Here is a 25427-nt window from a genome sequence, read left to right on the forward strand (position 1 = left end):
CCCAGATTGAGGAGCCGCCCATGGATGCCCGCCGCCGCAAGCTGAAATTCCGCGCCTGGCGCCGGGGATTCCGGGAAATGGACCTTTTGATGGGAAGTTTTGCGGATCAGCATCTCGATACATATGGTGAAACCGAACTTGATCAGTTCGAAGCGCTGTTGGAGCTGCCGGACTGGGAAGTTTATGCTTGGTTGGTGGGCCAGGCCGACGTTCCGAACGATCAGCGCAGCGCGGTTCTGGACCAATTGATCGCATTCAAGTACGCCGCGCAGGCCGGTTGAGCAGACGCTTCGGCGCTTGGGCTCACGGCCTAACTGCGTCTGAAGGTCTGGCATGACACCTGTCGAACTCCTGAAATCCCTGAGTGGTCCCGCTGCGTTGGGCGGCGCACCTTTTGGTGCAGACCTGATGGCATTTGTCCCGGCTCTGCAGGCACGAGGCGGAATCGGTGTGTATGTCGCGCGGGACGACAAGACCGCGGCCACCGCCCGGCGAATGGCGGAATTCATTGCCCCGCGTCTCGATCAGGTAGACCTGCCGGGCTGGGACACGCTGCCTTACGACCGGGTCAGCCCAACAGCCAGTGTTGCGGCGCGCCGGTGTGCAGCACTTGCCCGACTGTCACGCTACGAAGCTGAGCAGGGGCCTTTGCTGGTCGTGACCACAGCAACGGCTGTCGTCCAACGCGTGCCTCCGCTGGAGACGATGCGGCGCTCATCCTTCTCGATGATTGCAGGCCAAGCAGTCAGCCAGAAGGAACTGAACGAATACCTGCTTGTGAACGGTTATGTGCGCGCCAGCACCGTGCGGGAGCAGGGCGAGTATGCCATTCGTGGCGGGATCATCGATATCTTCCCACCAACGGCCGGAGAGCCCCTGCGGCTCGATTTTTTCGGTGACACGCTGGAAACCATCCGCACGTTCGATACGGAGACCCAACGGTCCACCGGAGAAACGCAGTCGGTCGCCTTCGCGCCGGTCAGCGAGATCCTGTTCGACGATGATATCCTGAGCCGGTTTCGCGAAAAATATCTCGATGTCTTTGGGCCTCCGTCCGGCGATCCGATGTATGAGGCAGCGCGGGCATCAATCAGGCGGCAAGGCGTAGAGGCCTGGCTGCCGCTGTTCCATGAAACGCTGGATACGTTGTTCGACTATATCGGCACCGATGCCCTCGTTGGATTCGGGCATCTGTCCGGCGAAGCAGCAGCAGAACGTCTCGCACAAGCCGCTGACTATTATCAGGCGCGGCTCGAAGCGGGCGGTGGAGATGCGCAGGCTGCCAAGGTTCTGGCGCCGGAACAGCTCTATCTCGATCCAGCAGAATTGGAGCAAGACCTCGGTGCACGAGCCGTGGTCCGCTTTAATCCGGCAGAACCTGCGCCGGGTCACTACGATATGGAAGTGCGCCGCGGCCGGGACTTCGCGCCAGAGCGGATGATGAGTCAGGAGAACATCTTCGAGGCGACCACTGCGCACACGAAGGACCTTCAAAAATCAGGCAGGCACGTCGTGTTCGCCGCCTGGTCCACCGGGTCGGCAGACCGGCTGATCAATGTGCTCGCAGATCATGGCCTTGAAGACCTTGTTCAGGTGCATTCACTGGAAGCCGCTCGAAAAGCCGAGATGTCCGTTGTCGAGATCCCGCTTGAAACTGGCTTCGTCAGCAGTGACCTCGCCATCATCTCCGAAGCGGACATTCTGGGCGACCGTCTTGCCGCACCGCGCCGCAAACGGAAGACCGCGAATTTCATCACCGATGCGGCGACCCTCAACGCCGGCGACTTGGTCGTACACGTCGATCATGGGGTCGGACGGTATGTCGGCCTGAAGACCCTCGAAGTCACGGGCGCCCCACACGATTGCCTTCAGCTCGAATATTCAGGCGGAGACACGATTTTCCTGCCAGTCGAAAATATCGACCTGATCTCGCGCTATGGATCGGAAGAGGCGGAGAGCCAGCTCGACAAGCTGGGCGGCGCAGGCTGGCAGAACCGGAAGGCAAAGGCCAAGAAGCGCATTCTGGAGATGGCGGCCGAACTGATGGCCATTGCGGCGGCGCGCGAACTGAAACGCGCTGACGCGGTCAATGCCGGGCAGGGGATCTATGAGGAGTTCGCGGCACGCTTCCCGTATGAAGAAACGGATGATCAGCTGAATGCGATCGAAGACGTTCTCGGAGATCTGGGGTCCGGCAGGCCTATGGACCGTCTGGTTTGCGGAGATGTTGGTTTCGGGAAAACCGAAGTGGCTTTGCGCGCCGCCTTTGTTGCGGCCATGAGCGGCAAGCAGGTCGCAGTCATCGCCCCGACAACACTCCTGGCGCGTCAGCACTTCAAGACGTTCGAGGAGCGCTTTGCTGGCTGGCCGCTCAAGGTCCGGCACTTGTCACGTCTCGTCGGATCGAGAGAGGCGTCGGAGACCCGCGCGGGGCTCACGGATGGCAGCGTGGATGTCGTGGTCGGGACGCACGCCTTGCTGGCGAAGGGCATCGAGTTCAAGCGAATGGGCCTGCTGATCGTGGACGAAGAGCAGCGCTTTGGTGTGAAGCACAAGGAACGCCTGAAGGAACTCAAGGCAGACGTTCACGTGCTGACTTTGTCGGCCACCCCGATTCCACGGACGCTGCAGATGGCGCTGACCGGCATCCGAGATCTGTCGATCATCGCAACGCCGCCAGTGGATCGCTTGTCGGTCCGGACCTACATCACAGAAGAAGACACGGTCACACTTCGCGAGGCCTTGCTGCGCGAAAAGTATCGCGGCGGGCAAGCATTCTTCGTCGCCCCGCGGATCCAGGATCTGGACAAGCTGGAACGGTTCCTTTCCGAGAACGTGCCGGAAGTTTCTTTCATCGTCGCCCATGGACAGATGGCTGCTGGAGAGCTGGAAGACATCATGACGGCCTTCTATGAGGGCAAGTATGACGTCTTGCTTTCCACGACCATTGTTGAGAGCGGTCTGGATATTCCGCGGGCGAATACTCTGATTATCCACCGGGCGGACATGTTCGGCCTGGCCCAGCTTTATCAGCTGCGCGGCCGGGTCGGCAGGTCCAAGCTGCGCGCGTACGCCTATTTCACGACACCTCGGGACAAGGTCATCACCGAGACGGCAGACCGACGCCTGCGTGTCCTCCAGTCGCTCGATAGTTTGGGCGCGGGCTTCCAGCTGGCCAGCCATGACCTCGACATGCGCGGGTCGGGCAACCTTCTGGGCGATCAGCAGTCCGGCCATGTGCGCGAGGTGGGGGTCGAGCTCTACCAGTCCATGCTGGAAGATGCCGTGAATGCCCTGAAAGCAGGTGCGCAGGGTGATGAAGACGTCGCCGATGACTGGTCGCCACAGATCAATATGGGCGTCGCGGTGCTGATACCGGAAGACTATGTCGAAGACCTGTCGATCCGTTTGTCCCTTTACCGCCGCCTGTCGGAAATATCGACGAGCCAGGAACGGGAAGGCTTCGCTGCAGAACTGATTGACCGTTTCGGTCCGCTGCCGGAGGCGACGAAACAGCTTCTGGAAGTGACGGCCATCAAGGTCCAGTGCAAGTCGCTGGGGATCGAAAAGCTCGACGCGGGCGACAAGGGGGCGGTTTTCGCTTTCCGGCAGGACACCGTGCTCGATCCGGCCCGTTTGATGGAGATCGTCCGGTCCCGGCCAAATGTGCTGCGCCTCCGGCCAGACTCCAAGCTGGTGCACTCCTTCACAGGCGGGGATGCGCCTACGCGCCTTGGCCGGGTGCGGTCATTCCTGAAAGAACTGGAAGCGGCTGCCGGGTTGGTCAGCGCCTAGGCGGCGTATTCGCGTGTGTACGGTCCGGACAAGCCTTCGGCCAGCAGCGTGCCTGCCGTGTGGTATGAGCGCTTTTCCACAACCCGCCAGCTGAGGCGCAATCCGTCAAAATCCTGATCCCGGCCGAGCCGTGTCATGAGGCGCTCGGCCACTCTGACTGCGCCGCGATAAGGGGTCAGCGGTGTGGATACGATGATTGTGCCATTGCCGAAATGGGCGAGGCAGTCGGTATCTCTCACGCACGAACGAATGACTTTCGCAAAATCCTGGAGCAGGGGAGAGAATTCCTCGTCCAGCTTTATGGTCAGCACACAGAGTGGCTCCCCGCGTTCAGATGAAAGCGTGATCTGGCGATCAAGATGGGATTTGATGAAGTCGCGATGGAAGAGGCCGGTAACCGGATCGACGGATGGGGTTGCTTGCAGCTGGGCCGGCAGAACCGGCGCAAAAGCGGCATGGGCGGTGATGGCGCGGGAAAGCCTGCCGGCAAGCGCCTCGGCGTCTCCGGATTGTTCGACCAGGTCAGTGCTGAGCATCAGGGCTGCAAATTGGGCTTCAGAGAGGTCTGCACCAGGTTGGGCCAGTACGAACAGCGGTGTTCCGGTCAGCAGGGATTCTGCCCGGCTCCAGTCGACATGGTTGGCTGCGTCCCCGCCACCTGGGGTCAGGTCTGCCAGGACGGCGGCGAACCGTCCGGATTTCAGGTAATCGGCGGCAGTTCGGAGCGTGAGGGCCGCTGTGACCGGGATATCATGCCCTTTCAGGGCGGCGCGCAGCGAGAAAAAGCCCGCCCCGCCGTCTCCGAGATAGAGCACTTCCGGACGGCCGTCGGGGGCGGGGGTGATCTCGCCAGTCCCAAAGGTTTCGGCGGTCTCCAGGCGAATCCTGAATTCCGCGGTTCTGGCCTGCCGGCGGACCAGCGATGCAAGGCGCGCCCTCAGCATATCCAGATCATTGTCCTGGGTGACGATCAGCGCGTCGACCCCGTCGGCAATTTGCGTATCGGGGGTCAATAGCACGAGCGGGCGCCGTTCCGCGCCTTCGCTGAGCCGGATGTCGCGCTCCCGCAGGCCAACCGGCAGGCTTTCCATATCGATCAGAAGGGGTTCGGTGGCATCGAAATCAATTGGATCGCTGGCCGGGTAGGCTCGCATGCCGTGGGCACGAAGTCTGGAGAGAATCGTCTCCAGACGCGGGCCGGCCGCAGCGACCTCTATAGGAGGATCGAGGAAAGACAGATCAAACATACGCAACTCTGGAATCGCCGACACAAGCCGACGTTGGGGCACCCCTTCCTTTTGAGGGGCGCCGCCTTAATGATCTGCTAATACCGAGATTACGGCTTAGAAAGGGAGTATGGAGATGGCGCAGGGACCTCTCAGCGGAGTGAAAATTGTAGAGTTTGCAGGAATCGGCCCTGGGCCTTTCTGCGGCATGCTCCTTTCAGACATGGGCGCGGACGTGATTCGAATCGACCGTCCGGGAGATGGTCGTCCGGGACGGGCAGCTGACGTGACGGGACGCGGCCGTCGCTCGATCGGTCTCAATCTCAAAGATCCGGCGGATATTGAAGTCGCGCTCAAACTGCTTGAGCAGGCCGATGCGCTCATTGAGGGGTTCCGTCCGGGCGTCATGGAACGCAACGGACTCGGCCCGGATGTCGTGCTCGCGCGCAATTCAAAGCTTGTCTACGGCCGGATGACCGGCTGGGGGCAGACTGGCGCACTTTCCCATTCCGCAGGTCATGACCTGAACTACATCGCCATCACAGGCGCGCTGCATGCGATGGGCGATGGCGATGGCCGCCCGCGTCCGCCTTTGAACCTCGTTGGGGATTACGGCGGCGGTGCCTTGTATCTGGCCATGGGCGTCCTGGCGGGCATCCTGAATGTGAAAAATGGCGGGAAAGGCCAGGTCATCGATGTGGCGATGTCGGATGGCGCCGCCTCACTTGCCTCAATGTTCTACGGCATGAAAGCGGCTGGCATCTGGACCGATGACCGCGAAGCCAACATGCTGGATGGCGGTGCACACTTCTACGACACGTACGAATGTGCCGATGGCAAATGGGTCTCTATCGGGTCCATCGAGCCGCAATTCTATGCCATCCTGCGCGAGAAGGCGGGTCTGACCGATCCGGCATTCGACGCCCAGATGGACAAGTCCAAATGGCCTGAACTCAAGAAAAAGGTCATGGACGTCATCAAGACGAAGACGCGCGATCAATGGTGCGAGATCATGGAAGGCACGGATATCTGCTTCGCGCCTGTACTTTCCATGTCCGAGGCCCCTGGCTACAAGCACAATACGGATCGTGAGACGTTCATCGAACTCGAAGGCGTGGTTCAGCCGGCGCCCGCGCCGCGCTTCTCCGAAACGCCAGGCGGCGTTCAGCGCCGTCCGGCGGGGCTTGGTGAGCATACGGACGAAATTCTCAAGGATTGGGGTGTTTCGCGCGGATGAGTGCACTTCCAGGGACGACAGGCCGGCGCCGCATCTATCTGATGCGGCACGGCTTCGTCGATTATACATCTGAAGAAGTGCGCCGGACCCGTGATCCGTCAATTGTCAGCCTGACACCTGCCGGAGAAGATGAAGCGAGAGCCGCCGGCGCTGCCTTGTCGGAGGTCCATTTCGATCTTGCCATTTGTTCGGGACTTAAGCGGACGCGGCAGACGGCGGAACTTGTGCTGGCGGAACATCCGGATGCACCAGACCTTGAAGTCGAGCAACGGTTCGAAGAGCTGCGATCCGGCCAGTATATCAATTTCGAATCTGCCGAGCATCTCGCTGCGACCATGACGTTCATGTTCGAACAGGCCGGGGAGCCCGATGCCGAGTTCCTGCCGGGAGGCGAGAAGTTTTCCGACGCGATGGTGCGCATCATGGATGGGCTGTCTGATTTGCTCATGCGACCGGACTGGGCGACGGCACTGGTAGTGGCCCATGAGGTCGTCAATCGAATGGTGCTGGCCTCGGTTATCGGGGCGCCACTGGGGGCGAGCGCTGGTTTCGAGCAGGACACGGGTTGTATCAACATCATAGATTTCGATCTTGTGCCGGACGAGAGTGGTGACCGGACGAAGATCGAACGGGGCATGATCAAGGCGGTCAACCTGACCCCCGCTAACTATCTGAAAAACGGGATGAACCTGCGCAGCGTCGAAGCCATTTTCACGCGCGCAGACGCAGATTCGTGAACTGGTTGTAATGGAGCCAGCGTGCTCGCTTCAATGGTGAACGGAAGACAACGGCAGGCCCGTCATCCCGTTCAGACTCGTTGCGCTAGAAATATCGATGTCGGCCGGGAGCCTCGGCTGCTTGCAAAGGCATCAGGTCGACGTCCTTCTTGCTAAACTTTAGCCGCTCCCCCGGGAGCGGCCTTTTTCTGCTGTTGGGTTTCTTGCCACGCTGTCATGAACCATTACGGTTCGCGCAGCATTGGAAGGAAAGACTCACATGCGCAAAATGTTCCTGGCTGTTTCAGCCCTCGCACTTCTTGGTGCTTGCGCCCCGAAAGCCGCTGAAACCGAAGCCGCCGCGCCCGTGGAGGCGGTTGAGGCTGCAACGCCTGCCGAGATTCACGCAACCCTGATGGTGCTCGATTCGCACCTCGATACGCCGGCAAACCTGTCAAACCCCGATTTTGACATCATGGCGGACAATCCGAGGAAGATGGGGTCTGTACAGGTCGATGTGCCGAAGATGACCCGCGGTGGCCTCGACGGGGGCTTCTGGGTGATCTTCACGCCGCAGGGACCGCTGACCGATGAAGCCTATGAGGCAGCATTCAAGGCCGCGACGGCCCGCCAGGATGAAATCCTGAAAATGGTAGCCGACCATCCCGATACTTTCGAACTGGCATACAGCGCTGATGACGCGGAGCGTATCGCGGCGTCGGGCAAGTTCGTGGTACTGCAGTCGATGGAGAACAGCTACCCGCTGAAGCTCGACGTCAGCAATCTCGAGACTTTCTACGACAAAGGTCTGCGCATGGTGGGCCTGATCCACTTCCGCGACAACCAGTTCGGCGGCAGTGCAACCGACTTCACCAGCCCGGATGACAAGGGCCTGACCGACCTCGGCAAGGACCTGGTGCGTGAAGCGAACCGGCTGGGCCTTGTTGTCGACGGGTCTCACTCGTCCGATGCCTCGGTGCGGGACATGATGGAAATCTCGACCACGCCGGTGATCCTGACTCATACGGGCCTGAAATCGGTTTACGATCACCCGCGGAATATCACCGATGAGTTCCTCAAGGAAATTGCTGCGCAGGGCGGTGTCATCCAGATCAACGCCTATAGCGGTTATTTGGAAGAACTTGAGGATTCGCCGGAACGGCGCGCAGCGCTGGAACAGCTGAAAGTGGAATTCGAAGGCGTAAATCCGTTCACCGCCGATGACGAGACCAAAGCCCGTTACATGGAGCGTATGGAGGCCATCAACGCTGAATTCCCGGCACCGCGTTCCACGTTCGAGAAATTCATGGAGCATATGCTGCGCGCTCTGGAACTGGTTGGGCCGGACCATGTCGGCATGGGCGCCGACTGGGATGGCGGCGGCGGCGTGGAGGGCATGGAAGATGTCTCCTTCCTGCCGAAAGTCACCGAACGCCTGATCACCGAAGGCTATACCGAGGAGGATCTGAAAAAGATCTGGGGCGGAAACCTGATGCGCGTCATGCGCCAGGCGGAAGCCGCGAAGGAAACAACAGAATAGGCTGGATCGGCCGGGCTGAAGAAAAGCCCGGCCGGATGCCGCTCAAGCCTTGCAAAGTCCGATTCGGCTCTGTAAGACGCGCGTTTCCAATTCACATGTGCCAACTGGCGCAACAACTCCGGATACCTGTCATGGCAGTCCCAAAGAGTAAGATCTCCAAATCCCGTCGCGGCATGCGCCGTTCGCATGACCGTCTCGCGATGAATACGTACATCGAAGACGCGAATTCCGGCGAGCTGCGCCGTCCGCACCACATCGACCTGAAGTCGGGTGAGTATCGCGGCCGCCAGGTCCTCGAGCCGCGCGACGATATCTAGCATTTACCGGCTGTTGCGCTTTCTGGCGCAGCCGACTAAGGCTTCAGGCGCCTCCTGCCAGCGGGTAGGGGGCGCCTTGCATTTTGGCCAGATAAAACACGGAAAGCCTGACATCCATGAGCGAGATCATTGACATCCACGCCCGCGAAATCCTCGACAGCCGGGGCAATCCGACCGTCGAAGTCGATGTGACCCTGGACGACGGTTCCACGGGCCGCGCCGCCGTGCCGTCAGGTGCCTCCACCGGCGCCTATGAAGCCCACGAGCAGCGCGATGGGGACAAGGAACGCTACCTCGGCAAGGGCGTCCTGAAGGCCGTCGACGCTGTAAACGGCGAGATCTGCAACGAACTGACCGGCCTCGACGCCACCGACCAGCGCATGCTGGACATGCTGATGATCGATCTCGATGGCACGGACAACAAATCCCGCCTTGGCGCCAACGCCATTCTGGGCGTGTCGCTGGCCGTTGCGAAGGCCGCAGCCGAATACTCCACCATGCCGCTCTACCGCTATGTCGGCGGTCCGAATGCGCGCGTGCTTCCGACGCCGATGATGAACATCATCAATGGTGGCGCCCATGCCGACAACCCGATCGACATTCAGGAGTTCATGATCATGCCGGTCAGCGCGGAAAGCCTGTCCGACGCTGTGCGCATGGGGGCAGAAGTCTTCCACGCGCTGAAGAAGACGCTGCACGATGCCGGCCACAACACGAATGTTGGCGATGAAGGCGGGTTCGCGCCAAATCTGGCCTCCACCGATGATGCGATCGGCTTCATCATGAAATCGATCGAAAAAGCAGGCTACACGCCGGGCGAGGACATTGCCCTGGCGCTGGATGCCGCCTCCACGGAATTCTTCAAGAATAACAAGTATGAGCTGGCAGGCGAAGGCAAGTCGCTCGGCTCCGACGAGTTCGCCGCATATCTGGCCGACCTCTGTGCCCGCTACCCGATCATTTCGATCGAGGACGGCATGGCGGAAGATGACTGGGATGGCTGGGTTGCCCTGACCGAGGCAATCGGTGACCGCATTCAGCTGGTCGGTGACGACCTGTTCGTGACCAATCCGGACCGTCTGTCGATCGGCCTTCAGAAAGGCGCCGCCAATTCGATCCTGGTGAAGGTCAACCAGATCGGCACGCTGTCGGAAACGCTGGATGCCGTCGAACTGGCACATTTGCATGGCTACACGGCTGTGATGTCCCACCGTTCGGGCGAAACCGAGGATTCGACCATCGCGGACCTGGCGGTCGCCACCAATTGCGGGCAGATCAAGACCGGGTCGCTGTCGCGGTCTGACCGGATTGCCAAGTACAACCAGCTGATCCGGATCGAGGAAGAGCTGGGCCAGGTTGGCATCTATGCCGGCCGTTCGCGTATCAACGCTGAATAAAGGGTGTTTGAGGATGGCCCCATCCGGGCCGTCCTCACCCTCTCTTAACCAAAACACGCCAAGCTTTAACCATGACCTCCCGACTCGAGGCCTTGGGCCTTTGCCTTGTGATTCTCTACTTTGCCTACCACGCGTTCGCGGGGGAGAAGGGGCTCGGCCGTTGGACGGATGCGCAGCTTGAGCTGCAGGACCGGAAGGCCGAACTGGCCCAGATCAATAGCGAAATCGAGCATTTGCGCAGTGATATCCGGCGCCTGACACCCGGGTCGGTTGACCGCGATTATGTGGAAGCATTGGCCCGTCAGAAGCTGGCTTTCGTGTATCCCGACGAGGTTGTTCTGCTCGCATCGGACACCACCTCTGCAAAATGACATAGCTGGATAGACTTGCCCCAGCGGTACAGTCCCCACATAACGGCCATAGGCAGGAGGACCCATGGCTACCAAACCCAAGAGTTCAAAAAAGGCACCCGCTAAGGCGAGCAAAGACCAGATTCTGAAATATTACCGCGACATGCTGCTCATCCGGCGTTTCGAGGAGAAGGCCGGCCAACTTTACGGCATGGGCAAGATCGCGGGCTTTTGCCATCTCTATATCGGACAGGAAGCCGTTGTGACCGGCGTGCAGGCCTGCCTGAAGGATGGCGACCAGGTCATCACCGGATATCGAGACCACGGCCATATGCTGTCCTGCGGGATGGATCCCAAAGGCGTCATGGCCGAATTGACGGGGCGCAGCGGCGGCTTGTCGAAAGGCAAGGGCGGGTCGATGCACATGTTTTCGAAGGAAAAGAACTTCTTCGGCGGCCACGGCATCGTCGGCGCGCAGGTGCCCATCGGGACAGGGCTCGGTTTTGCCAACAAGTATCGCGGCAATGACCATGTCTCGGTCGCCTATTTCGGCGACGGCGCTTCGAACCAGGGGCAGGTCTACGAATCCTTCAACATGGCCTCGCTGTGGGACCTGCCGGTGGTCTATGTCATTGAGAACAACATGTACGCGATGGGGACGAGTGTTGATCGCGCGTCAGCCGAAACCGAACTGTTCAAGCGCGGCATCTCTTTCGAAATCGAAGGCGAGGAAGTCGACGGCATGGATGTGCTGGCCGTTCGCGAAGCCGGTGAACGCGCCGTGAAATATGCGCGGTCCGGCAAAGGCCCTTATATCCTCGAAATGAAGACTTACCGTTATCGCGGCCATTCCATGTCCGACCCGGCGAAATACCGCAAACGGGAAGAGGTGGACGATGTGCGCAGCCATCACGATCCGATCGACGGCTTGAAAAAGCACATCCTCGAAGCCGGTCATGCCGATGAAGCCGAACTCAAGAAGATCGACAACGAGATCAAGGCCATCGTCAAGGAAGCGGCCGATTTCTCGCTTGAAAGCCCAGAGCCTGACCCGAGCGAACTGTGGACCGACGTTCTGAAAGATGCGGAGGTCGCGTGAAGACTGGAACTGGCCGGTTCCCCGCGCATTTCGTTGCTGAGGCCCTTTCGGGCCAGTGGAGGTTTAGTGCGATGACTGACGGCCTTGTTGAAGGTCCGCCAACCGGTTCGGCATGTGCCGCCGGGGGCCTGATCGTACAGAAGACAAATTTTACTCCGGAGCCTTTTGATGTCCGTTGATATTCTCATGCCCGCCCTGTCACCGACGATGGAGGAGGGCACACTTTCCAAATGGCTCAAGAAGGAAGGCGACACCGTCTCTTCCGGTGATGTCATTGCCGAAATCGAAACAGACAAGGCCACGATGGAGGTGGAAGCGGTCGATGAAGGCACGCTCGCCAAGATCCTCGTGCCGGAAGGCACCGAAGGGGTGAAGGTCAACGCGGTGATCGCTGTCCTGGCCGAAGAGGGCGAGGATGCCGGCAGCGTCACGGCGAAGAAGTCCGGCGGTGACAGCCCGGCGCCAGCGCCTGAAAAGAAAGAAGACACGCCCGCATCAGATGGTGCTGCCGCGCCGGAAGCGCCGACCGTCGAAGTGCTCTCGGATCCCTCCATTCCGGAAGGCACGAGTTTCACGGAAACCACGGTCCGGGATGCGCTGCGCGACGCCATGGCGGAAGAAATGCGCCGCGACGAGAATGTCTTCCTGATGGGGGAAGAAGTGGCCCAGTATCAGGGCGCCTACAAAGTCTCCCGCGAATTGCTGCAGGAGTTCGGCGACCGCCGTGTGGTGGATACGCCGATTACGGAACACGGGTTTGCCGGTCTTGGAGTCGGAGCGGCGTTTGCCGGTCTCCGCCCGATTGTCGAATTCATGACGTTCAATTTCGCCATGCAGGCCATCGACCAGATTGTGAACTCTGCTGCCAAGACGCTCTACATGTCAGGTGGGCAGATGGGCTGTCCCATCGTGTTCCGCGGCCCGAATGGCGCCGCGGCCCGCGTCGGCGCCCAGCACAGTCAGGATTATGCCCCTTGGTACGGTCACATTCCCGGACTGAAAGTGATCGCGCCTTACGATGCTGCTGATGCAAAGGGTCTGCTCAAGGCCGCCATTCGTGACCCGAACCCTGTGATATTCCTGGAGCACGAATTGCTTTATGGGAATTCCTTCCCGGTTCCAGACCTCGATGATCACGTTCTGCCGATCGGCAAGGCAGCGATCAAGCGTCAGGGAACGGACGTTACGCTGGTTGCGCACTCCCGCATGGTCGGCTTCGCGCTGGAAGCGGCGGAGAAGCTGGCGGAGCAGGGGATCGATGCCGAAGTCATCGATCTGCGTACAATTCGCCCGCTGGATACAGCTACCGTGGTCGAGAGCGTGAAGAAGACGAACCGTATCGTCTGCTGCGAAGAAGGCTGGCGCTTCATGGGCGTCGGGGCCGAAATCGCCGCGACGGTGACACAGGAAGCGTTCGATTATCTCGATGCTCCGCCGGCGCGCGTGTACCAGAAAGACGTGCCGCTGCCCTACGCCGCCAATCTTGAGGCCCTGAGCCTTCCGAACGCCGACGACATCGTCGAGACAGCCAGAAAGGTATGCTATGTCAACTGAAAAGAGACCTCTCAAAGAGCCGCCGTCGATAGATGATGCAGCGCAGGCTCAGGAATTGATCCGCTTCTGGATCGCAGACAACATGGATCATGTCAGTCTGCGGGTCGGCGAAGTCACCGAACCGGAGAAAGAGCCCACCATGTGGGGCTTCATTCTGGCGGATATTGCCAAGCACGTGACGGATGCGTTCAAGGAGCTTCATCCGGATGGGCCAGAAAAGCAGCAAATCATCGAGGAAATCGTCACAGGCTTTTTGAACCGGATTCAGTACGGCCCGAAATCTCCGGGCCAGCCGACAAAAATGGGGGATTGATTTGTCGATCAATATCACCATGCCAGCGCTCTCTCCCACGATGGAGGAAGGCACGCTGTCCAAATGGCTCGTCAAGGAAGGGGACACGATCTCCTCCGGCGACATCATTGCCGAGATCGAGACGGACAAGGCCACGATGGAAGTTGAGGCCGTGGATGAAGGCACGGTCGCAAAACTCCTGGTCGATGCCGGAACCGAAGGCGTGAAGGTCAACGCCGTAATCGCCGTTCTTGCGGAAGAAGGCGAGGATGCCGCCTCGGTTGAGGTGCCGGATGCGAAGGCCGAGCCGGAGCCCGCCAAAGAGCCAAAGAAAGAGTCATCTGAAGACACGCCGAAGTCAGACAAGAGCACGGCGAAGTCCGATATGGTCATGGCGAAGTCCAGGGAAGTCGGCGGTAGTCAGGGCAAAAAAGAGCTCGCGACGACGCCGTTGCCCTCCGCAAACACGTCCGACGGCCGCATCAAGGCGAGCCCGCTGGCACGCCGGATTGCCGACATGAAGGGCATCGACCTGTCGGCCATTTCCGGCACCGGCCCGCGCGGACGGATCATCAAGCGCGATGTGGAAAACGCAAAACCCGGCGCGGCGTCCTCTGCAGCGTCTGCAACAGCGCCGAAGCCGGATGGCCTCATCCTGCCGCAGGTTCTGGACGACCGCATCTATGCCCCGGAAAGCTATGAGCTGAAACCGCTGGACGGCATGCGCAAGACGGTGGCGCGCCGGTTGACCGAAAGCTTCATGCAGGTGCCGCACTTCCCGCTGAATGTGGACCTGAACATCGACCGGCTGCTTGCCTCGCGATCTGCAATAAACGCTGCAGCCGACAAGGGCGTGAAGATCTCGGTCAATGACATGCTGATCAAGGCTGCGGCGCTAGCCTTGATCGACGAGCCGGACTGCAATGCGAGCTACACCGACAAGGGCATTGCCTATCACAAGCACGCCAATGTCTCGGTCGCGGTCGCTATTGATGGCGGGCTGATCACGCCGGTGATCTTCGAGGCGGAAGAGAAAGGCCTCTCCGAAATTTCAAAGGAAATGAAGGATCTGGCAACCCGCGCCCGGGACCGGAAGCTGAAGCCGCAGGAGTATTCCGGCGGGACGTTCAGCATCTCGAACCTTGGCATGTTCGGCATCAAATCCTTCGCGTCGATCATCAACCCGCCAGAAGGCATGATCCTCTCCGTCGGCGCGGGCGAGAAACGCGCTGTGGTGAACGCCAAAGGCAATGTCGAAGCTGCCACGATCATGACTGTAACGCTCACCTGCGACCACCGCGTCATCGGCGGTGCAGAGGGTGCCAAATGGTTGCAGGCCTTCAAGCGCTACGTCGAAACGCCTGAAGCGATGCTTCTATAGGCCGGAAGGGAATTCCATGAGCACCCAATACGACCTCATCGTGATCGGTTCCGGCCCGGGCGGCTACGTCACCGCGATCCGTGCCAGCCAACTCGGCATGAAGACGGCCATCGTTGAGCGCGAAGCGCTGGGCGGCATCTGCCTCAACTGGGGCTGCATCCCGACCAAGGCGCTGCTCCGCTCGGCTGAGGTGCTGTACCTCGCCAAGCACGCGAAGGATTTCGGCCTCGTCATCGACAAGACGGATTTCGATCTCGAAGCGGTTGTGAAGCGCTCACGTGGCGTCGCCAGCCAGCTGTCGAACGGCGTGAAGTTCCTCATGAAGAAGAACAAGATCGACGTTCTGGAAGGCACAGCACGGCTTGAGAAAGGCGCACCTGCGCCGAAGGTCATCGTGAAGGGTAAGGACGGGAAGGACGTGTCCTACCAGTCCAAACACGTGATCCTCGCCACCGGCGCCCGCGCGCGGGATATCCCGCAGGCCGGCCTGGTCGCCGACGGCAAGCTCGTCTGGACCTATCGCGAAGCCATGACGCCGGATGTGATGCCGAAACGGCTGTTGGTCATCGGCTCTGGCGCCATTGGGATCGAGTTCGCGAGTTTCTACAATGAACTCGGCGCCGAGACGACGGTCGTTGAAGTCATGGATCGCATCCTGCCGGTGGAAGACGAGGAAATCTCGAAACACGCCGAGAAGGAATTCAAGAAGCAGGGCCTTAAGATCCTGACCGGCACGCAGGTCGGAAACCTCAAGCCCGGCAAGAACACTGTCACTGCCGAAATCACTGGCAAGGATGGCAAGAAAGAGACGCAGGAATTCGACCGCGTCATCCTTGCCGTCGGCATTGTCGGCAATGTCGAGAATCTCGGTCTTGAGGATCTCGGCGCGAAGATCGAGAAGACGCATGTCGTCGTCGATGGTTTCGGCAAGACCGGCGTGGCAGGCCTCTATGCGATCGGTGATCTGACCGGCCCGCCATGGCTTGCTCACAAGGCCAGCCATGAAGGGGTCATGTGCGTCGAAGCCATCGCAGGCAAAGGCCATGGTGAAAAGTTCGATCCGTGGAACGTTCCCGGATGCACCTATGCCCATCCGCAGGTCGCCAGCGTTGGCCTGACGGAGAAGGCGGCAAAGGAAAAGGGTTACGACATCAAGGTCGGTCGCTTCTCCTTTATCGGGAATGGCAAAGCGATCGCGCTCGGCGAACAGGACGGACTCACCAAGGTCATCTTTGACAAGAAGACCGGTGAGCTGCTGGGCGCGCACATGGTCGGCGCGGAAGTCACGGAATTGATCCAGGGCTATGTGATCGCGCGTCAGGGAGAGCTGACGGAACAGGACCTCGCGCACACCGTGTTCGCCCACCCGACGATTTCGGAAACCATGCACGAAGCCGTGCTCGATGCCGAAGGCCGCGTCCTGCATCTATAGGTTACCGGCAGCGGCTTTATTGCCCTCCGGCCTCTCCGCCTGTTACGCAAGGCGCAGACAATTGGATGAGGGGCTGCGTATGTATGATCGAGTGATTGCAGGTTTGGTCATCGCGGCGGGCCTGGCGGCCTGCAGTCCGGCGGCACAGGCGCCTGAGGCAGGAATGGAGACCGTGACAGAGGCTGCACCTGAATTGCCAGCACCGCGCGAGGGCGTCGTCACAGACCGTTTTGCGAAACTGGCACTGTCCTGCGTGCATCGCGAGTATCCGAACAAGATCAGCCATGTGATGAACTCGGATACGGACGTCGGGACACCGCGACAGCTCCATCCTGCCTTTTATGGCTGCTTCGACTGGCACTCTTCCGTGCATGGCCACTGGTTGCTGGTACGGATCCTCAACACCGATCCCGATACGCCCTTCCAGGACGTGATCATCAAGGCGCTTTCGGAAAGCTTCACGCCGGAAAATATCACGGCGGAACTTGCCTATTTTCAAGCGCCAGACCGGGCCGCATTCGAGCGGCCCTATGGCCAGGCCTGGTTTCTTCAATTGATGACGGAACTGCGTGAAGCAGACTTCCCGGAAGCCGCGGGCTGGGTCGAGACGCTGTCACCGCTTGAGGATCTGATTGAGGGCAATACGTCGGAATGGCTCGACAAACTGCTCTATCCCGTCCGGATCGGGACACATAACCAGACGGCGTTTGCCTTTGGCCTGATGCTGGACTGGTCCGACACAGCAATGCGTCCGGCATTTCGCGAAAAGATCGCTGCGAAGGCGCTGGAGTTCCACAAGGCGGATGTAAATTGCCCGCTGGCCTATGAGCCGTCCGGGGAAGACTTCCTGTCACCTTGCCTCATGGAGGCGGACCTGATGCGCCGCGTGATGGAGACCGACGCGTATTCTGCCTGGCTCAGTACGTTCCTGCCGCAAATTCCCGAAGATGGCAGTGATACCTGGCTCACACCGGGTGAAGTCATTGACCCGAGTGACGGCAAGCTGGCCCACCTTGATGGCGTCAACCTTTCGCGCGCCTGGGCGCTTGAAGGGATCGCGTCAGCCTTGCCATCAGATGATCCGCGTCGGCGGGCCTTGCTGGCATCAGCCGCGCGCCACAAGGCGACGGGTATCGCTGCTGTCAGTGACGAGCATTATGCCGGCAGCCACTGGCTGGCGAGCTTTGCGACCTATCTGGAAACCCGCCGGGGCATTCGGGCCGAATGAAGCTTCCCTTCGGCCCCGGAGCGCTTGTCGCCGCTGCCTTTATCGGGCCCGGAACCGTGACAGCCTGCACCATGGCTGGTGCGAATTTCGGGTACGCCCTGATCTGGGCTCTGGTTTTCGCGACGGTGGCCACGGTGGTGCTGCAGGACATGTCTGCCCGGCTTGGGATCGCGGGAGGCATGGGCCTTGGCGAAGCTCTGGTGGCGCCGGGGACGCCTGTTGCGCTCAAATGGCTTTCGATCGTGCTTGTCCTGGCTGCCCTCGCGCTTGGGAACGCGGCCTATGAGGCGGGAAACCTCTCCGGTGGAGCGCTGGGGGCAGGGGCGGCGTTCGGGCTGCCGGCAGGGTCGCAGCGCTTGGTTGTATGGGGACTGGCAGCTCTGGCAGCAGTCGTGCTGGTAATCGGCCGATACAAGGTGTTGGAGCGACTTCTGGTAGGCCTTGTCATCCTGATGAGTCTGGCCTTTGCAGGGAGCCTGGTCCTCGTGCGCCCGGATATCTCTGCATTGATGGGCGGACTTCGGCCGGGCCTCCCTGAAGGCAGCCTTCTGACGGCGATTGCTCTGATCGGTACGACGATTGTGCCTTACAACCTGTTCCTCCACGCCGCATCGGTCCGTGAGAAATGGCCTGAAGGCGGCACGGAGGCCTTGCGCGCAGCAAGTGCAGACACGCGTGTCTCCATTGGCCTGGGCGGTCTGATCTCGATCCTGATCCTGTCCACCGCGGCGGCCAGCCTGTTCGGCTCTGGCATGATCATTCAGAACGCAGGTGACATGGCTGCCAGCCTTGAACCCGCTTACGGTCCTGTGGCGCGCCTCATGGTGGGAACCGGACTGTTCGCCGCCGGACTTTCGTCTGCTGTTACCGCGCCAATCGCGACAGCCTATGCCGTCTGCGAAGTGACCGGGCGTGCGAAGCGGGGCAAAACCTTCCGTGGTATTGCACTCGCTGTATTGGCCGTCGGAACCATGATTGCGTCCCTGGGTATCAAGCCTGTGACTCTGATCCTGATCGCTCAGGTCGCGAATGGGGCGCTTCTTCCGATCATCGCGGTCTTCCTGATCGTCACAATGAACCGGCGCTCCATTCTCGGAGACAATGTCAACGGACTCTGGAGCAATGTACTCGGCGGGGCAGTGGTCATCGTAGCGGCGGGCTTTGGTGTCCGGCTGGTCATGCGGGCTCTGGGACTATGGCCATGAGTACCCGTATTTGCCTCAACGCGGATGTGGGGGAGTTGCCTGGTGACAATGGCCGCGCGCTCGATCGTGCGATTCTGGACGTCGTGACCCGCTGCAACATCGCCTGCGGCGGCCATGCCGGGGATGATGAGAGCATGGCGGCGACGATCCACGCGGCCGTCGCGCGCAAAGTACTGACCGGAGCACATCCTTCCTATCCGGATCGCGAAGGCTTTGGCCGAGCGCGCCCGAATATCAGCAATGAGGCCCTCGAACAGTCGCTCCTTTCGCAAGTGCGGACCTTGAAGGCGATTGCGCACGGACAAGGCGCAACCGTCGCACACCTGAAGCCACATGGCTCGCTCTACAATGATGCCGCCAAGGACGAGAGCCTGGCCGAAATGGTCGTCTCCATCTGCCTGCGGTTGGGCATTCCGGAACTGCTCGGCCCGCCGGACTCGGCTCTGGAGCTAAAGGCAAGAAACGTGGGCCTTGTCTTCGCCGCAGAAGCATTTGCTGACCGGTCCTATGAAGCGGATGGCCACCTCACACCGCGTGCGCTGCCCGGCGCGGTCATGACCGATGAGGCCAAGCAATTGGAGCAAGCCCTGTCTATCATTGTGGCGGGTGAAGTATCTGCGAGAACGGGCGAGCGCGTGCGGCTACGTGCGGAAACGATCTGCCTGCACGGCGACACGCCCGGAGCCGCAGGATCAGCCTTTGCGCTGAAAAAAGCATTGATGGCGCGTGGCATAGAGATCACGGCCTGAGACATGCCAGCATTCCATCTGTTCTTTCTGGGAGATGACGCAGTAGCGGTCCAGCCAAACGACCGGGCTCTGCGACACCCGCTTGCAAAGGCGTTGCGGGACTCAGGTGAATGGATTGATACGGTTCCCGGCAAGGAAGTTGTGGCCGTGCATTTCGACCCGCTGGCCCTTCGCCCGACTGAGGCCATGGGCAAGCTTGAAGACTGGCTTTCCAGTTTCCGAGCGGGGGCTTTTGAACCCGGTCGACCAATTGATCTGCATCTCGATTGCTCAGCAGATCACGCGCCTGACCTTCAGACACTGGCAGATCAGAACGGCCTGACACCACATACATTGCTTGAGCGCGTGACCGGAAGTGAACTGGTCGTTGATATGCTCGGGTTCACGCCGGGTTTTGCTTACGTTGAAGGACTTGATCCAACTTTGAAGGCGGAACGCCTGGCTGTGCCCCGGCAGAAGGTTATGGCCGGGGCAGTGGGGCTCGTCAGTGGTCAGCTGGGATTCTACGGGCTGACGGGTCCCGGCGGGTGGCCCATCATTGGCCGGCTGACGGAGACGCTTTTCGATCCTGAACGAGCAGCACCTTTCCTGCTTGAAGAAGGGCAGGTCGTCCGACTTCATCTGGTGGACGTCTGAGATGTCGTTCAAGGTTCTGAAACCCGGCGTGCAGGCCACGCTACAGGCCGCCCCCAGATCGGGGACACGTCATTTGGGCGTGCCAGCGTCCGGACCGGCGGACGGTCTTTCCATGGCACTCGCAAATCGGCTTGTGGGGAATCCCTCTGATGCGTGCGCAATCGAAATGCCTTTTGGTCTCGTTTCGCTTGAGGCCTCCACCGATTGCGCCATCGCCTTTGCCGGTGCGCCTGCTGTGATTGAGCTTGCCGGCAACAATGCGCCAATGCACCGAACACTCTACATCCGCGCCGGAGAGACCGTCTCGGTTGGGGCTGCAGAAATCGGCGCCCGCTTTTATATGGCCGTCTCAGGCGGTTTCCTGGCGGACGATTTCCTCGGCAGCGCGTCAACCTGTTTGCCAGCGATGGTCGGCGGCCTAAGAGGGCGCGCTTTGCAGGCTGGTGACTGTCTCGGCACAGGAGAGCAGGAACCATCTTTTGATGAGCTGGAGACCCCGGAGAATATGCTTCAGGCCTTCACGCACGCTTTTGCTTTGCGATGCGTGGACGGCCCGGATGCAGAGCTGATTCCTGGTTGGGAGAGCGGGCAGGACTATGAGGCGACGCGGCGTGCCGATCGGACCGGGATTGAAATTTCAGGCTCATGGCCGCCTCTAACAGATGCCGGCCTCAAACCGAGCGCGCCTGTGTTTCCGGGAACTGTACAGCTCACTCCTTCCGGCAATGCCTTTGTCCTTCTGCCGGATTCGCAGACCACCGGCGGATATCCTCACGTCCTTCAGGTGATCCGGGCGGACCGCCACTTGCTGGGGCAGATCCGGCCGGGCGACCGGATTCACTTTCTGAAGCGCACACCGGATGAAGCGGCAACGGATCTGCGCCGCAAGACGGCGTACTTCCGGGACTGGTTGCCTGACTTGTCGCTCTAGAGTGGCTTGTCTTCGTCTATGAGAATGCGGTTCGCAGAGCCAGCGGGATCATCGAACTGTCCGGATCGGACGGACCAGATAAATGCGCCGAGGCCGAGCAGGCCCATGAACAGGGCGATCGGAATAAGAAACAGAATTCCGGTCATGTCACGTTCCTTCCGTAAAGGCTGCAAGACGGATCGCGTTCAGCGATACAGCCACAGATGAAAAGGACATTGCAAGTGCGGCGACCAGCGGTGTGGCATGGCCCGTTACGGCAATGGGGATTGCGACCAGGTTGTAGAGCGCTGCAAAGGTGAAGTTTTCCAGCATGACACTCCGTGTGCGCTTGGAAATTTTCAACAGCACAGGCAGTGAAGAAATGCCGCCCGAATAGACCGCATCACTTGCCGCCTGGCTAATGTCGATGGCTGTCCCGGGCGTTACCGATGCGTGTGCCAGTGAAAGAGCGCCAGCGTCATTCAGGCCATCACCGACCATCAGGACTTTGTGTCCCTGATCGCGCAACGTCTCCAGATAGGCGGCCTTGTCGCGCGGGGATGCCGCGGATTTGTAGTTGGTAACCCCAAGTTCACGCGCGACTTCCGAGACGCGCTCTTCCGTGTCACCGGACAGGATTTCCGTTTGGTATCCGGCGTTTTCCAGCGCGGCGATCGCATGTTCGGTGCCGGGGATCAGCCGGTCTGAAAATTCCAGTGCGACCGGCTCTTCATCGCCACGCTGAAGATAAAGGTTTCGGGTATGAGAGTCGCCACCGTCTATTCCGATCCAGCGGCCAGACCCCAGACGCAAGAGCTCGCCTTCAACGGTCGCTTCCAGCCCGCAACCGGGCAGTTCCTTTACATTGGCAAGAACAGGCCCCGGACCCGCAGCGTCGGAAATGGCGCGCGAAAGCGGATGGCGACTGGACCGCGCCAGAAGGGCGGCATCCGCGATAACGTCCTTGTTCGTTCCGTCATTGAGCTGCGGAACGCCAAGAGACAAAGTCCCCGTCTTGTCCAGTACGATCCGGTCAACCGACGCAAAGCGTTCAAGGGCATCTCCGGATTTCAGGAAGATGCCGAGCTGGAACAGTTTGCCCGCAGCCACCACATGAGCGACGGGGGCGGCCAGGGCGAGGGCGCAAGGGCACGTGATGATGAGCGTTGAAACCGCGATCAAAATGGCTTCGCGGAAACTGGCGCCGGCAAGCATCCAGCCGATAAAGGTCAGCGCTGCGGCCGAGTGCACGAAGGGAACATACAAGGCAACGGCTTTATCGGCGATTCTGCGATAGGCAGATCGCCGCTGTTCTCCCGCTTCCAGCATCCGGCCAATGTCTGCGAGCAGGGAGTCAGACGCGCGTGAGAGCGCTTTTGCCTGTATGGGGCCGGAAAGATTTACTGCCCCCGCATAGATTCGCATGCCTTTTGACAGGACGTGAGGCGCGCTTTCTCCGGTGACCAGGCTTTCGTCGAGTTCACAAAACTCGTCAGAGAGCGCCATATCGACAACGGCCCGCTCGCCTTGGGCCAGCAGGATGTTGTCACCCGGCGCAACCACGCCGGGGTTCACCTTGATGGCATTTCCATCGCAGTCGATCCTTGTAACGGCCCGGTTGGACATGCCTGCAAGGTCGTTTGCGGCAGAACAGGCCCGGCGCCTGACGCGCGCATCCAGGAAACGGCCGATCAGCAGGAAAAAGATCAACATCGCGGCGGCATCAAAATAGGCGTGCTCGCCACCACGGATCGTTTCAACGACGCTGACGGAGAAAGCCAGGACGATGGCCAGGGAGATTGGCACGTCCATATTGGCGCGCCCGCGCTTCAGTACCGACCAGGCGGACCGGAAGAATGGCCGGCCCGAGAAGGCGATCGCGGGCAGGGCGATGACGCCGGAAATGGCGTGCATGATCTGTTTAGTATTCGCGCCCATCTCACCCGCGCCAGACCAGACGGAAACCGACAGCAGCATGATGTTCGCAGCGGCAAAGGCAGCGACGCCCATGGCGAGCAAGAGCTCACGCTCCTCCTTGCGCTGGACCTCGTCAGCATCTGTTTCCGCGGCAGCGCTGACGCCGTAGCCGAGACTGGAAACCGTTTCTGCGATCTCTGAAGCGGGCAGGGGGCCCTGCCAGGTGACAATGAACTTGCCAGTGGACAAGTTCAGCCGCGCTTCGGAGACACCCTCTAGCGCACTGACTGATTTCTCGATCTTGGCAAGGCATCCGGCGCATTTCGCGCCCGATACATGCAACTCCAAATGTTGGAGCTTGCCACTTTTTTGCACGAACGCTGAGAGGCCCGCAAAAGGCGACTCCTGATCTGGCGTGTCGCCGAGGGACCAATCACGCGTGTGCGCGAGGACGTCCGTCGTGCTCATGGAATGATCAGTTTCTTGCTCGCGACAAACTCAACGTCATCTGTACGGTAAGGCACGGTCGCCTGGACGCGCGCTTCCCAGACACCTTTGTCGAGCAATGAAATATCGGCGAAGTAGTCTCCGTCAGGACCGCGTTGCAGGACGATTGGCACATCTTCCACGCCGGTCACTGTCCGGCGCAGCTGTGCCTGGATGTCCTGAGTCGCCAGAGGCGCCCCTTCGCGATCCAGAAGCCGGACCACGAGGCGGTCTCCCGCCTCGGTAGGCGTCAGGCCGATCTGGGCGGACCAGCCTTGTTGTTTCTGGATGCGGCGTGCCGAGATTGCTTCATTGTAGTGAAGGCCCTGCAGGTAGGATTTTTGTTCGTCCTCACCGGGGAAGGAACTCAAGGCCGCCCAGAGGAATATGCCGTTCACGATAAACATGAACCCGAAGAACGCGCAGAGAAGCAGGAACACATGCAAGCCGGTCAGGCGAAACGACTTTCTGGTAGCTGTAGCGGGCATCAATTGTCTCCCTGAACAAACACGGCAGCCGCATCTTCTGTTTCGCCAGTCGCCGTGTCCTTAACGAGGACAGAATAGTCGACGCGTGGGGATTTGTCGTCAGAACTCCGGGTGACCAGCATGCGGAACCGGGAGACACCATGACCATTCAGGTCCAGTTCCACAGAGCCGTCTTCTTCGGTTTGCAGGCCGATCATTTGGAGTGTGGCGCCATCAAGGCCTTCGATTTCGATCTCCACATGGCGGCTCGCAGCTGCCTTGTTGACCAGTTTCAATGTGTAACCGTTCCGGATATCGCCGTTGGACAGGCGCACGAATGGCGGAGACCGGTCCTTCAGAACGTTCACCTCGAAGGTCGACTTGTTGAAGTACCCGAAGGAAACCATGGAGCCGATAATCAGCATCAGCGCGCCATAAAGCAGGGTCCTCGGGCGCAGGATTTTGTAGGTCGGCTTGCGGCCAGCGACCCTGTCCGCAACTGCGACGTCGGTGTCGTAGGCGATCAGTCCGGTCGGACGGCCAATCTTTTTCATGATGTCGTCGCATGCATCGATACACAAAGCGCAATGGATACATTCGAGTTGCGCGCCGTCGCGGATATCGATTCCCATCGGACAGACCTGAACGCACTGTTTGCAATCGATGCAATCGCCGCGGCCTTCCCAGCTTTCGCCTTTGCGGTGCGGGCCACGCGGCTCGCCGCGATCGAACCTGTAGGTCACATTCAGGGCGTTCTCGTCGGTAAGGGCGCCCTGGATACGAGGCCATGGGCACATATAGGTGCAGACCTGTTCACGCATCCAACCTGCCAGGAAGTATGTCGTGAACGTCAAAATGCCGGCAAAGAAGTAAGCCGTCAGCGGTGCTTGCCCCGTGAACCAGCCCTTCGCGACGGTTGGCGCATCGTGCCAGTAGAGTATGAAGGCGCCACCGGTCCAGAATGCGATCACAAGCCAGATCAGGTGTTTGCCCAGCTTCCGCCAGGCCTTGTTGAATGACCAGGGCTGAGCGTCGAGACGCATGCGCGCCGCACGGTCTCCTTCAAAAGCGCGCTCTACCCAAATGAAAAGATCTGTCCAGACGGTTTGCGGGCATGTGTAACCACACCAGGCCCGGCCGAAGAGAGACGTAACCAGAAACAGACCGAGCGTCGCAAAAATCAACAGCCCGGCAAGGTAGTACAATTCCTGCGGCCAGATTTCGAACCAGAAAAAGTAGAATTTCTCGCCTGCGAAATCCGCCAGAACGGCCTGATCGGGAATGCCTTCCCCACGCGGCCACCGGATCCAGGGCAGGGCATAATAGATGCCCAGGGTGACGGCCATCACGACCCACTTGATCATCCGAAATTTGCCATGGGCAAGTTTCGGGTAAATCTGCTTCCGGCCTTCATAAAGGGAAGGCGGAGTCGGATTGGACTTCGTGTGATCGATGACAGTCGTCATTACCTGGGCACCAATTAATTGTTTGGG

23 protein-coding genes are annotated in these 25427 nt (G+C 60.1%); 18 read left to right on the forward strand and 5 right to left on the reverse strand.

Annotated features, from left to right (window positions below; genetic code table 11):
* Window positions 1–20: 20 nt before the first annotated feature.
* Together HAD_RS12855 and mfd are read left to right on the forward strand one after the other, a co-directional pair.
* Window positions 21–281 (forward strand): FAD assembly factor SdhE, encoded by a 261-nt coding sequence (locus HAD_RS12855; protein WP_035572397.1) that lies wholly within the window; start codon window positions 21–23, stop codon window positions 279–281.
* A gap of 52 nt (window positions 282–333) precedes the next feature.
* Window positions 334–3795: a transcription-repair coupling factor gene (mfd, locus tag HAD_RS12860; protein WP_035572398.1), complete on the forward strand. Its 3462-nt coding sequence runs from the start codon at window positions 334–336 to the stop codon at window positions 3793–3795.
* Here mfd and HAD_RS12865 read toward each other — a convergent pair.
* Window positions 3792–5042, reverse strand: a complete 1251-nt coding sequence (locus tag HAD_RS12865; RefSeq protein ID WP_035572399.1) for a nucleotidyl cyclase domain-containing protein — start codon at window positions 5040–5042, stop codon at window positions 3792–3794. The genes mfd and HAD_RS12865 overlap by 4 nt on opposite strands.
* 115 nt (window positions 5043–5157) lie before the next feature.
* Between HAD_RS12865 and HAD_RS12870 the strand changes: the two genes are divergently transcribed.
* The 16 genes from HAD_RS12870 to HAD_RS12945 all read left to right on the forward strand — a co-directional run bounded on the left by HAD_RS12870 (window position 5158) and on the right by HAD_RS12945 (window position 21085).
* A complete protein-coding gene (locus tag HAD_RS12870) occupies window positions 5158–6258 on the forward strand; it encodes a CaiB/BaiF CoA transferase family protein (RefSeq protein ID WP_035572401.1) in 1101 nt (366 codons plus the stop codon).
* Window positions 6255–6995, forward strand: a complete 741-nt coding sequence (locus HAD_RS12875; protein WP_035572402.1) for a histidine phosphatase family protein — start codon at window positions 6255–6257, stop codon at window positions 6993–6995. The genes HAD_RS12870 and HAD_RS12875 overlap by 4 nt, the downstream gene beginning before the upstream one ends.
* A gap of 259 nt (window positions 6996–7254) precedes the next feature.
* The gene (locus tag HAD_RS12880; protein WP_035572405.1) at window positions 7255–8514 is read left to right on the forward strand and encodes a dipeptidase; all 1260 of its coding nucleotides are present in this window, start codon (window positions 7255–7257) and stop codon (window positions 8512–8514) included.
* 131 nt (window positions 8515–8645) lie between these two features.
* Window positions 8646–8831, forward strand: a complete 186-nt coding sequence (gene rpmF, locus HAD_RS12885) for a 50S ribosomal protein L32 (protein ID WP_035572414.1) — start codon at window positions 8646–8648, stop codon at window positions 8829–8831.
* Between the two features lie 116 nt (window positions 8832–8947).
* On the forward strand, window positions 8948–10228 hold the full coding sequence (eno, locus tag HAD_RS12890) for a phosphopyruvate hydratase (RefSeq protein WP_035572416.1): 1281 nt from the start codon (window positions 8948–8950) through the stop codon (window positions 10226–10228).
* A gap of 71 nt (window positions 10229–10299) precedes the next feature.
* Entirely contained in the window at window positions 10300–10599 is a 300-nt protein-coding gene (locus tag HAD_RS12895) for an FtsB family cell division protein (protein WP_035572419.1), read from the forward strand.
* 64 nt (window positions 10600–10663) lie between these two features.
* Window positions 10664–11677, forward strand: coding sequence for a pyruvate dehydrogenase (acetyl-transferring) E1 component subunit alpha (gene pdhA, locus HAD_RS12900; RefSeq protein ID WP_035572420.1), 1014 nt, complete (start codon window positions 10664–10666; stop codon window positions 11675–11677).
* Window positions 11678–11845: 168 nt separating this feature from the next.
* Window positions 11846–13231 (forward strand): pyruvate dehydrogenase complex E1 component subunit beta, encoded by a 1386-nt coding sequence (locus HAD_RS12905; RefSeq protein ID WP_035572421.1) that lies wholly within the window; start codon window positions 11846–11848, stop codon window positions 13229–13231.
* Window positions 13221–13544, forward strand: a complete 324-nt coding sequence (locus HAD_RS12910) for a DUF5076 domain-containing protein (RefSeq protein ID WP_051596279.1) — start codon at window positions 13221–13223, stop codon at window positions 13542–13544. Before HAD_RS12905 ends, HAD_RS12910 begins: the two co-directional genes overlap by 11 nt.
* A 1-nt stretch (window position 13545) precedes the next feature.
* A complete protein-coding gene (locus HAD_RS12915) occupies window positions 13546–14904 on the forward strand; it encodes a pyruvate dehydrogenase complex dihydrolipoamide acetyltransferase (RefSeq protein WP_035572422.1) in 1359 nt (452 codons plus the stop codon).
* 16 nt (window positions 14905–14920) lie between these two features.
* Window positions 14921–16336: a dihydrolipoyl dehydrogenase gene (lpdA, locus tag HAD_RS12920; RefSeq protein WP_035572424.1), complete on the forward strand. Its 1416-nt coding sequence runs from the start codon at window positions 14921–14923 to the stop codon at window positions 16334–16336.
* Window positions 16337–16499: 163 nt separating this feature from the next.
* A complete protein-coding gene (locus HAD_RS12925) occupies window positions 16500–17564 on the forward strand; it encodes a DUF2891 domain-containing protein (RefSeq protein ID WP_241765370.1) in 1065 nt (354 codons plus the stop codon).
* Entirely contained in the window at window positions 17561–18769 is a 1209-nt protein-coding gene (locus HAD_RS12930) for an Nramp family divalent metal transporter (protein ID WP_035572428.1), read from the forward strand. The genes HAD_RS12925 and HAD_RS12930 overlap by 4 nt, the downstream gene beginning before the upstream one ends.
* Window positions 18766–19518, forward strand: a complete 753-nt coding sequence (gene pxpA, locus HAD_RS12935; RefSeq protein WP_035572881.1) for a 5-oxoprolinase subunit PxpA — start codon at window positions 18766–18768, stop codon at window positions 19516–19518. Before HAD_RS12930 ends, pxpA begins: the two co-directional genes overlap by 4 nt.
* Window positions 19519–19521: 3 nt before the next feature.
* Window positions 19522–20154 carry a 5-oxoprolinase subunit B family protein gene (locus HAD_RS12940; RefSeq protein ID WP_051596281.1) on the forward strand — a complete coding sequence of 211 codons (633 nt, stop codon included), beginning with the start codon at window positions 19522–19524 and terminating at the stop codon, window positions 20152–20154.
* Window position 20155: 1 nt separating this feature from the next.
* Window positions 20156–21085: a 5-oxoprolinase subunit C family protein gene (locus HAD_RS12945; RefSeq protein WP_084331961.1), complete on the forward strand. Its 930-nt coding sequence runs from the start codon at window positions 20156–20158 to the stop codon at window positions 21083–21085.
* On the opposite strand, the gene ccoS is transcribed toward HAD_RS12945, so the two are convergent.
* From ccoS to ccoG, 4 genes are read right to left on the reverse strand one after another with little or no spacing between them, the layout of a single operon-like run.
* Complete coding sequence (gene ccoS / locus HAD_RS12950; RefSeq protein ID WP_035572429.1) at window positions 21082–21231, reverse strand: cbb3-type cytochrome oxidase assembly protein CcoS; 150 nt, start codon at window positions 21229–21231, stop codon at window positions 21082–21084. The two genes, HAD_RS12945 and ccoS, sit on opposite strands and share 4 nt — an antisense overlap.
* Window position 21232: 1 nt before the next feature.
* The gene (locus HAD_RS12955) at window positions 21233–23449 is read right to left on the reverse strand and encodes a heavy metal translocating P-type ATPase (RefSeq protein WP_051596283.1); all 2217 of its coding nucleotides are present in this window, start codon (window positions 23447–23449) and stop codon (window positions 21233–21235) included.
* Window positions 23446–23955 carry a FixH family protein gene (locus tag HAD_RS18090; protein ID WP_051596284.1) on the reverse strand — a complete coding sequence of 170 codons (510 nt, stop codon included), beginning with the start codon at window positions 23953–23955 and terminating at the stop codon, window positions 23446–23448. Before HAD_RS18090 ends, HAD_RS12955 begins: the two co-directional genes overlap by 4 nt.
* A complete protein-coding gene (gene ccoG, locus HAD_RS12965; RefSeq protein ID WP_051596285.1) occupies window positions 23955–25400 on the reverse strand; it encodes a cytochrome c oxidase accessory protein CcoG in 1446 nt (481 codons plus the stop codon). The genes HAD_RS18090 and ccoG overlap by 1 nt, the downstream gene beginning before the upstream one ends.
* Window positions 25401–25427 lie beyond the last annotated feature (27 nt).

The sequence above is a fragment of the Hyphomonas adhaerens MHS-3 genome (assembly GCF_000685235.1).
GTDB classification, from domain to species: Bacteria; Pseudomonadota; Alphaproteobacteria; order Caulobacterales; family Hyphomonadaceae; genus Hyphomonas; species Hyphomonas adhaerens.